At 45.8% G+C, this 561-nt stretch carries 2 protein-coding genes; both read left to right on the top strand.

Annotation, left to right across the window (positions count from 1 at the left end; translation table 11 throughout):
- Window positions 1–213 precede the first annotated feature (213 nt).
- A complete protein-coding gene (locus ASC50_RS03460; RefSeq protein WP_055431402.1) occupies window positions 214–441 on the top strand; it encodes a hypothetical protein in 228 nt (75 codons plus the stop codon).
- Entirely contained in the window at window positions 416–553 is a 138-nt protein-coding gene (locus tag ASC50_RS07160) for a hypothetical protein (RefSeq protein ID WP_158648363.1), read from the top strand. Before ASC50_RS03460 ends, ASC50_RS07160 begins: the two co-directional genes overlap by 26 nt.
- Window positions 554–561 lie beyond the last annotated feature (8 nt).

Here is a 561-nt window from a genome sequence, read left to right as displayed (position 1 = left end):
GACCAGTTTTTGGAAGTGGGCGTGCTGAGCAAAAACCTCGCCGAAATGACCATCCCGGAGAAGTGACTGTATGTGCCCCAATGATTGTGCAACAATAAACAAAGCCGCCCGAAAGATTGTGCTTCCGGGCGGTTTTTGCTGCTACCCCGTATGGTGTAGCTTGCCAATCCAAAAATTAGCCGTATCTTTGCAAAAAATTTAATAAAAATATGTATGGCAACAATGACATTAAAAGAAAAAATGGCTATTGGGATGAGAAGTTTTGAACTGGAAGATGCAGGGCATCCGGAGGAAGCAGAGAGGGTTTGGAAACAAATCCCGTTAGTCCCTCATGTGGCAAAATGGTGCAAAGAGATGCTGGGCGCAGAAGCCTTGCTACAAATGGGGTATGACCTTTCAGAAGCGGAGGAAGAATATGGAAACGATTGGCTTAGGACCTAGGATAGCCTCATGTATGTATAACATCTACCTCGGGCGCAAAGGGCTTGTTACAAAAGATATGGTTGCCATGCAGGATGTGTATTGGGAATTGCAGCAGGTTGCGCTTGGGTGAGATAACGA

This window comes from Candidatus Symbiothrix dinenymphae (assembly GCF_001431085.1).
This window is presented reverse-complemented; position numbering and strand designations above follow the sequence as displayed.

Bases quoted from the DNA above. Each gene is read 5' to 3' on its own strand.
- ASC50_RS03460 (WP_055431402.1), top strand. From the start codon at position 214: ATGGCAACAATGACATTAAAAGAAAAAATGGCTATTGGGATGAGAAGT.
- ASC50_RS07160 (WP_158648363.1), top strand. From the start codon at position 416: ATGGAAACGATTGGCTTAGGACCTAGGATAGCCTCATGTATGTATAAC.